This window comes from Paraburkholderia madseniana (assembly GCF_009690905.1).
Lineage (GTDB): Bacteria > Pseudomonadota > Gammaproteobacteria > Burkholderiales > Burkholderiaceae > Paraburkholderia > Paraburkholderia madseniana.
In genome coordinates this window covers 1-7,842 of sequence record NZ_VOSW01000190.1, presented here as the reverse complement: position 1 = coordinate 7,842, position 7,842 = coordinate 1, and the positions used below count along the sequence as shown (strand labels likewise).

General features: G+C 58.7%; 7 protein-coding genes and 2 pseudogenes. 5 read left to right on the top strand and 4 right to left on the bottom strand.

The window, feature by feature from the left end; genetic code table 11:
* Positions 1–741: 741 nt before the first annotated feature.
* A complete protein-coding gene (locus FSO04_RS44290) occupies positions 742–1,020 on the bottom strand; it encodes a hypothetical protein (RefSeq protein WP_154567645.1) in 279 nt (92 codons plus the stop codon).
* A gap of 449 nt (positions 1,021–1,469) precedes the next feature.
* The gene (locus tag FSO04_RS44285; RefSeq protein WP_154567644.1) at positions 1,470–3,203 is read right to left on the bottom strand and encodes a methyl-accepting chemotaxis protein; all 1,734 of its coding nucleotides are present in this window, start codon (positions 3,201–3,203) and stop codon (positions 1,470–1,472) included.
* A gap of 102 nt (positions 3,204–3,305) precedes the next feature.
* Between FSO04_RS44285 and FSO04_RS44280 the strand changes: the two genes are divergently transcribed.
* The 5 genes and pseudogenes from FSO04_RS44280 to FSO04_RS44260 all read left to right on the top strand — a co-directional run bounded on the left by FSO04_RS44280 (position 3,306) and on the right by FSO04_RS44260 (position 6,351).
* Positions 3,306–3,458 carry a helix-turn-helix domain-containing protein gene (locus tag FSO04_RS44280; RefSeq protein WP_154567643.1) on the top strand — a complete coding sequence of 51 codons (153 nt, stop codon included), beginning with the start codon at positions 3,306–3,308 and terminating at the stop codon, positions 3,456–3,458.
* 316 nt (positions 3,459–3,774) lie between these two features.
* Positions 3,775–4,532 (top strand): annotated as a pseudogene (locus FSO04_RS44275) (methyl-accepting chemotaxis protein); the annotation flags it as partial.
* Between the two features lie 33 nt (positions 4,533–4,565).
* Entirely contained in the window at positions 4,566–5,081 is a 516-nt protein-coding gene (locus FSO04_RS44270) for a chemotaxis protein CheW (protein WP_154567642.1), read from the top strand.
* Positions 5,082–5,316: 235 nt separating this feature from the next.
* The gene (locus tag FSO04_RS44265; RefSeq protein ID WP_154567641.1) at positions 5,317–5,628 is read left to right on the top strand and encodes a hypothetical protein; all 312 of its coding nucleotides are present in this window, start codon (positions 5,317–5,319) and stop codon (positions 5,626–5,628) included.
* 522 nt (positions 5,629–6,150) lie between these two features.
* Positions 6,151–6,351: a hypothetical protein gene (locus FSO04_RS44260; RefSeq protein WP_154567640.1), complete on the top strand. Its 201-nt coding sequence runs from the start codon at positions 6,151–6,153 to the stop codon at positions 6,349–6,351.
* Between the two features lie 513 nt (positions 6,352–6,864).
* On the opposite strand, the gene istB is transcribed toward FSO04_RS44260, so the two are convergent.
* Positions 6,865–7,665 (bottom strand): IS21-like element helper ATPase IstB, encoded by an 801-nt coding sequence (istB, locus tag FSO04_RS44255; RefSeq protein ID WP_154567639.1) that lies wholly within the window; start codon positions 7,663–7,665, stop codon positions 6,865–6,867.
* Positions 7,658–7,842: pseudogene (locus FSO04_RS44250) on the bottom strand (IS21 family transposase); the annotation flags it as partial. The pseudogene FSO04_RS44250 and the gene istB, both read right to left, overlap by 8 nt.

Sequence of the window (7,842 nt, the reverse complement as noted above, 5' to 3'; positions counted from 1 at the left end):
TGCATGCGTGCGCATGCCCCGCGCAGATTGCGCGGCGAACCGGTAATTCAGCGGAAAATCGCACGCGCAAGCCTCCTGAACATAGCTTCGGTCATCATGACGAGGCACTTTTCAACAGCCTGCTAGGAAAATCGCGCCATTATTGTTTAACAAAATGATTGACGATGGGAGGGTTCGGTTTCTATAGGCGTCATCCACGATGACGCTGATCGTGGCATGCTGACGCGGTCATTTGTAATATCAGCAGGACAAAGCCTTTATTCGCGTCAGGCGGCAGAAAAGAGAAGGAAACTGGTTGTGATCATTCACTGGTTCACGAGGAATCAACCGGTTCGTCACCATGTCGTTGTGATTCATCAATCGGGCTGGGTATGGGGAATAGGCCGCCCGTGCGATTCAGCAACAACACCCGCGTCACCATGACCACCCGACGGAATGTCGGCGTTCAAGGGTGTCCCCGCCTTATACGCACGATGACGACGAGCAGGACGATGGCTCCAGGCCAGGCGTTGTAGAAGTCCTTGATCGTGCGGTTGCGAACCGGTCAATACCGCCTCTTTGCCTTGTTGTCTTTCCTGTTCAGTTCCAGTTTGGGCGTGACCACCTGCCCGCAACGAGGACATTCGAGACGGATTTCGTTTGGCATGCTCATTGACGTGTAAGACGATCAACGTCGTTTTTGCGCCGGGGCTTTTCGCGCGGGCCGAGGGCGGTCGCGCGGTTTTTCTCCGGATTTCTTCGTCAGCGTCTGTGTCGCCACTGGTCTAGTCGACTCCGCAGGTCGAGTCGTGCACACGCATCGCTCAAGGCCCGCGCAATCTGGTCGATCAGGGCCTGACCAAATGCGCGTTGGGGGGCGGCACGAAGCGCAATGCGTAGCGCGTCGAGTTTTCGGGCGAGCATGGGCACGACCATAAAACGCATGAAGATGCGTTGTTCCCTGGCCGCGGGGGCGAAGGTGGCGCAGGCATCGAGAAGTTCAGCCAGTTCAGGTGTCATGGCCGAGGATGCGCGATACATGGCGAAACGCTCGTTACGTGTAAGCGATTCATGGAATGAAAAAAGGCGTCGTGTGAGTTGACCACGACGCCGAGGGACTCCGGCATGGAGGGCCCGTGCCGGAGCCTGAGAGACGTTGCCTGAACGTTTGCGAGAAGGGCTCTCGGGAAGCGGCACCCTTCTTGTCTAGTGCGATCAACAGTATTTTGGTCTGTTCCAGCAGTGCTGCGTAAAACTTGGCGGGCAGGGGGCTGTCGTCACGTGAGTGACATGGCGTCTTCGATCCCGTTCCGAAAGGCTTTGTTGATCTCCGCGCACTGGGACGTGTTGAGGTGCGGTAGCGTTGCGTGAATGAATTTACGCATGACGACAACCCGGGCGCCGAAACGGGAAACAGCGTTGGCTGTTCGATGTGATACGGGTTGAAAGTTCATTCAAAAGCGCGTCGGTGTTAGTCAAATCACTGCTCCTCAGAACGTTTGCCAGCCGGCGCTACCCGCGTCCGCGGCGACGGGCAGGCCAGTGCTGGCCGTGGTGTTGGGTAATTGAGGCGCCGTCGTCGGTTTCGCCGGTGCAGCACGACGCGCGGTGAGAGGTTTGGGACTGGACGGGAGCGGTCTGCCTTGCGGAATCACGGATCGTGACGTGGAGATCCCGACATCGGCGAGCTTGAATACCGAGACAGCGTTTTTCAGGCGGGTCGCCTGTTCTTCAAGAGACTGGGTGGCCGCTGCGGCCTGCTCGACGAGCGCTGCATTCTGCTGGGTGACTTCGTCCATTTGTCCGACGGCCTGATTCACCTGCTCAATGCCGCGGCTTTGTTCCTCGGACGCGGCGGCGATCTCGCCGACGATATCGGACACCTGCTTGATTGCCTGCTTGACCTCACCCATCGTGACGCCGACTTCCGTCGCCTGCTTGGCACCGTCGTGAATGATCGTCACCGACGAGCCAATCAATTCCTTGATTTCCTTCGCGGCAGCGGCCGAACGTTGTGCGAGGTTACGGACCTCGCTCGCGACCACGGCAAAACCACGGCCTTGTTCCCCGGCACGGGCCGCCTCGACGGCAGCATTCAACGCGAGGATGTTTGTCTGGAATGCGATTCCTTCGATCACGCCCGTAATCTCCGAAATTTTGGTGGAACTGCCGCTGATTCTTTCAATCGTGCTGACCATGCCTTGCACTGCATCGTTGCCGGCATCCGCCATATCGGTCGCCCGGGCCGCGAGGGCATTCGCCTGCCGCGCGTTATCCGCGTTTTGCTTCACCGTCTCAGTCAGCTGCGTCATGCTTGCTGCGGTTTCTTCGAGAGAAGAAGCCTGTTCTTCGGTGCGCAACGACAGGTCGGTATTGCCGCGTGCGATTTCCCGGGATGCCACCGCGACTGATTCGGCCGAGCCGCGCACGGCGCCGATCGCCTTCGACACGCTATCGAGCAGCCCATTGAAGGAGACGGCACTTTGTCCGAATTCGTCCATACGGGGAGACTGTGCCTTTCGTGTCAGGTCGAGCGTCGCACTGACCTCTTCCAGCCTGGCCCTCATCCTCGTGAGGCCACCGCCGACAATACCGTACACGCGTAGCCCGTTCCAGACCGTGCCGACGAACGCAGCGCAAACAATCACGGACAACACCCAGATCGTTGTTCGAAAGGACTCGTCGTTGGCCTTGGAAAGCTGTCCCCCTTGAGCAAGGTTGTAGGCGTAGTGCCTGGCGAAATCTTCCGTGGTTTTTCCCCCTATCGTACCTCCCACTGCAAAAACAATCGCCTGTATCCCGTTGGAATCGCCGGCACGAGATTTGTCGAGCAGGTTGTTGAGGACTTTTACATACTCACGATAGTTGTCCCTGTCCGTGTCGATGAACTGCTGAGCGCCGGGGTCGCCTTGGGCATTTTCGTGCTGGGATTTCTCGAACAGGCGTTCCATCTTGACGTACAGATCAGTCAGCTTCTTTTCCTCGCCAGCCTTAAGGCTCGGCGTCGGCGCAAGCGAGTGCCGCGTTGCATAAAGGCGCAGGGACAATAGCGTATTCTGCACTGCAGCCAGATCGACGATGCTTGGAATGACCCTTGTCTCGAGACTTGCAAAGCGCTCCTGCGCACGGCTCAGCGCCCACAATGAATAAGCGTTTGTAAGAAGCAGCGCAGCGAGGGCAATGGAAAGAGACAGGATCAGACGCCTGTTGACGGTGAGTGTCATGAATCGCTTGCACGAAGAAGTTAATGAGGAACTTGCTGGCCCGGAAGGGAAGCAACACGTATAAGTAGGTACTTACCTGTACACGGCCGAAAACACAGTCTCTTGAATCGGGAAATTGCCGATGCGCTGCAGATCTCGGTCAACTCGGCACGCGATCATGTGAAAGCCGTGCTCGAAAAGGCAAACTGCGGCACGCGGCACGATCTGTCGTCCTTTCTTCTTTCCTTGCCGCAGCGGAACACGCCGTCGGCATGATCACATGTTCGGTGTCAGCCGTTCCTCCCTCAAGCGGGGGAAGATCGGCATGCAAGACGATGGCAGTATGTGCACTTACGTTTCGCGGTGACGAACCTCCGTTCGCGACAGGTCCGCTATCAACAATCCGCCGGTGACCGTTGGCTTGACGAAAATTCGGTCCAGTCCTTACGGTTCGATAAAGACTACCGTTACCGCCTGATGAAATGGCCATAAAACGGAAAGCTCTGAGCATTCGTTCAGAAAGATGTAAAGAAACTGACGGTATTTCATTTAACTTTCATGTCGCCTTCGTCTAGCCTTAAGTTGCGAACCGGGTAACGAGGTTGTCTGCCGGGTGGTCGTGACGATGGGCGACATCAATCAGAGTTCGGGCAAGATCGCCGAAATCACAGGCATCATCGAAGGCATTGCGTTTCAGGCTAACATTCTGGCGCTGAATGCCGCTGTGGAAGCCGCTCGTGCGGGAGAGCAGGGCCGTGGCTTCGCGGTTGTGACGAGTGAGGTGCGAAGCCTCGCTCAACGTTCGTCGGCAGCGGCGAAGGAAATCAAGGATCGCATCGGCGCGTCGGTAGAAAAAATCCGGGGTGGGACGGCGGAAGTCGAGCAGGCAGGACGATGTCCGAGGTCACCCATGCGATCAGCCGGGTCACCGACATTGTGGGTGAAATCGCCGCAGCATCAGAAGAGCAGAGCCGCGGTATTGAACAGGTGAATCAGGCCATCACGCAGATGGACCAGGTTACCCAGCAGAATGCCGCGCTTGCTGAAGAAGCGGCGGCGGCCCAGTCGCTGGAGGATCAAGGCAAACAGCTCGGTGCCGCGGTGTCGACCTTCCGTGTCGCGGGCGGTCAGATTGCCTCGGCACCTGCTGCCGTCCTCCGCGCGGTTCCCGCCGTCTTGCCGGCCAGGAAGCTGTCCGTGCCGGCAAGGCGATCTGCGGCGTTGCCGAAAACCGCATCGTCTGTCGGCGAACGCGCTGGCCACGCGGCGAATGAGTCTGTGACCACCGCCTTGCCGACGCCTGCAGTTATCGGGAAGCCGACTGCTGAACCGGCCGGCTCGGACCGGTAGACTTTTTGAGGTATCGGAACAGGGATGAACGGGATGCATCAATCTCAGGACAAGCCGCGGCGGATCGGAGCATCGAGCAAGGGCTCCGGGAGGGAATGTCTGGCGTTTGTGCTCGGCTCGGAGCACTACGCGATCGATCTTCTCCGCGTGCAGCAGATCCGCGGCTACAGCCACGTGACGCATATCGCCAATGCGCCGGAACACATCAAGGGTGTCGTCAACCTGCGTGGCGTAATCGTACCGATTCTCGATCTGCGAATCCGCCTTGGCAACGACAGCCCGACCTACAACGACCAGACGATCGTTATCGTGCTGAACGTGCTGCGTCGCGTGGTGGGTGTCGTGGTCGACGCAGTGTCAGACGTGGTGGAAATAGCGGCTGAGGACGTCATGCCGCCTCCGAGGTTAGGTGCAGCGGCGTTGACGGAGCATATCGTTGGTGTCGCGTCACGTGACGAGCGTATGTTGATCGTGCTTGACATCGAACGCGCACTCTCGGATGAGGACGCCCGGCAGTTGGATCTCGTTGCGACGGCGCATCCGGCTTGATCAGAAGACAGATGCCTGCCCGGAAGCAACCTCCAGAGTCGTCCCATCCTGCTTCGTGGTATCTGGATCGGTAGCTCGGAGACCGAAATGTCATGAATTCGCTGAGCGTGGGGCCTTGACGTTGCCTCTTACTTCACGGAAATAAACAGGCGCAGGGTGGTTCGTGCGGTAAGCCTGAAACAGGTTCCACGATGGGCGAGGCGGAGAGACGGCCATCCGTCAGTATCCGGCATTATTGGCCAAAGTGAGGAACGTTATCGGCTCTGACCCGGTGAAATCATCGGGGCAGGTTACGGCATCGAACGTCGATGACGTGGCCCGCATTGAGGCGCGGGTGATGGTCATCAGCAAGCTGCTTGATGCTACGTTGCCACGGCTCACGCCATCACAGTGCATTGACGTCGAGCAAGCGTTCCGGGACCGAATTGAAGGAGCGATGGCGCATATTGGCGATATTCCGATGCCAGAGCAGTACCACTCTGAATTGTCGGAACTGACGAACCTGTATCTGGTGGCATTGAGCGCCGATCGCGGGGACTCTCGGTAGATCGAGCCGCGGACGGGGAAGACGCAGACGAGGCGTTAAGCGGAAAAGATCCCCTCATCTTTAATTCGGTCTGCACACAACAAATTTCAGGAAGCGTTTCTTCAACGGATCTGGATGACTGCAAATACAGGAAACAGGCGCATTCTGCTTATCGAGCGGTATCCCGATGAACTTGAAGCAGCTTTCGGGACGCTTGAGGGCTCCGGCTATCGCTGCGTGCGACATCTTCATGAGCACGACCCATTCGAGCACATTGGTGCGGCTCAGGCTGATGGTGCCATTCTGGGAGCATCGATCTCCGCGACATACAGGAGAAACGCCCTGCGCTCCCTGAGATGTGCGCGATCCGCGATACCGGTGATCCTGATACTGCCGTCTCACGCCCCGGATATGGACATGATGGCAGCGCTCGGGGAGGGTATCGACCGGTGTCTGCACACGCATGTCCCGTTACGTGTGCTGTTGGCGTACATAAGGGCGTTATTCCGCCGGGTCTACGGGGACTGAATGGAGCGCCATTTCATGTCACGCCCCGGAGCGGTTGCCCATCTGGTCAGTATCTGCGGACAACTTGACCGGAAGAAGGAGGGCGCGGCGACAGAGGGCGAGGTGAAGAAGATCCGGGAACGGATCGATTCGCTCAAGCAACTGATACTGGATGTTCGTGCAGGACGTGTCTACGCTTTCCGGTCTCAGGACGTCGAGGTTCTGATCAAGGAATGAGAGTGAGTGCCCGACCGGTTTCGAAATTATGCCTTCCAATTTCAACGGGTGCGTTGCTCCTCTGCGTTTCTGATTTTCGGGATATTTGTAGCGGGATAGCGGTTTTCTCAAACACCAGCAGGGAAATGCATGGCTGACGACAAGGAAACTGTCGACCGGACTTCCTGCTTGACGCTTATTTGAACGCCGCCCGGCTTGGAAGGTAATATCGCTGTAACGCTCGATGAGGGTTTGGCTGCAGGCTTATACATGGCCTCGTCCCGTTTGCCAAATGATCTGGTCTACAGCAAGCAGGTGCTGGATCGCATATATACTGTCCGCGCCGAATGAATTTTGAGCCACCGCGCCGATCGAGCTTTGAGCCGGGGTAGAGACCGGCCTGAAGAAGGACCGGTTGTGGATAAGTGTATGGGTTTCCGGAGTGGTTGTCCTCCTTCGTATGAGGATGCATTGCGCAGCGGAAGCTGCGAAGGGCGTAGCCCGTAGCGGCTTCCACTGCGCGGCAAGCGACGATCAGGCCGATTCGTTCGCGCTCGCACCGTCGGCTCTGCGCGCTGCTTCGCGCGAGCGGATACGCTTCTTTGCACTGGCGCTGCTATGGCGGGAACGGTAGCTTTCGTTGCCGGTTTCCGCGATGTGGCAGTGATGCGTCAGCCGGTCCAGCAATGCCGTGGTCATCTTCGCGTCGCCGAACACACTGGACCATTCGGCGAAGTCCAGATTCGTTGTCACCGCAACGCTTGTATGCTCGTACAGGCGACTCAGCAGGTGGAATAGCAACGCCCCGCCGGCCTGGCTGAAGGGCAGATATCCGAGTTCGTCCAGAATGACCAGGTCGAGGCGAAGCAGGCTCGCCGCGATCCTGCCGGCACGTCCCTGCGCCTTCTCCTGCTCCAGTGCGTTGGCCAGATCCACGGTCGAGTAGAAGCGCACCCGCTTGCCGTGGTGCATGATGCCGGACACGCCGATGGCGGTCGCCAGATGCGTCTTGCCCGAGCCCGGGCCGCCGACCAGAACCAGGTTGTGCGCGCCCTCGGTGAACGTCATGCTGGCCAGTTGCATGACGAACTGGCGATCGACTGGCGAGCCATCGAAGTCGAAGCCGGCGATATCACGATGCACCGGGAACTTCGCCGCGTTCATCTGGTGGCTGACCGAACGCACGGCCCGGTCGGCACTCTCGGCCTGCAGCAGCCGTTCAAGCAGCCACTGCGACGACGCCACCTCGACGTTACCCTGTTCGAGCAGTTCGGCCCAGCCGGCAGCCATGCCGTGCAGCCGCAACTGTTTGAGTTCGACGATCAGATCACGCATGTCCGGCCTCCGGCTGTTGCAGTGCCGGGCGCAGCCCGTCGTAGCGCGATGTGTCGGCCAGCGGCGGTGTCGTCAGTTGTAGCGCAGTATCGATCTTCGGCGGCATCTGCACGCTGCGCATGCGCGACAGCACGTTCACCACATGCTCGACGCTCACGCGCCCGGAGGGCGGCGCCT